Genomic DNA, 309 nt, shown 5'->3' with positions numbered 1-309 from the left:
ACCAAGCGCGGCCACTTCCGAGTAAGACCGCAGCCCGTCAAGGAAATGCAGCACCTCGACCGTGTTCTCGACGAAATCGGTGCCTTCGCTGGACGCGACCTCGATGCCGCCGTCAACGGCGCGGACGCTGATGTCGCCGGTTGCGACCCCGAACAGGGCGGTGTCATAGCCGTCACCCCCGATCAGCGTGTCGTCGCCCATGCCGCCGTTCAGTACATCGTTGCCGCCGCGCCCGTCCAGACGGTTGCCCGCGCTGTTGCCGATCAGGCTGTCGCCATCATCGCGCGACCCGCGCACGCTTTCGATATT

The 309-nt window shown here is 65.7% G+C and carries 1 pseudogene; it reads right to left on the bottom strand.

Features of this window, described 5'->3' with window-relative positions:
* Positions 1-309 (bottom strand): annotated as a pseudogene (locus WNE31_RS18460) (calcium-binding protein); the annotation flags it as partial.

Source organism: Shimia fortis (assembly GCF_040225985.1).
Classification (GTDB): Bacteria; Pseudomonadota; Alphaproteobacteria; order Rhodobacterales; family Rhodobacteraceae; genus Shimia.
Note: the sequence above shows the minus strand (reverse complement) of the source record. Positions and strands in the feature narration are given on the sequence as shown.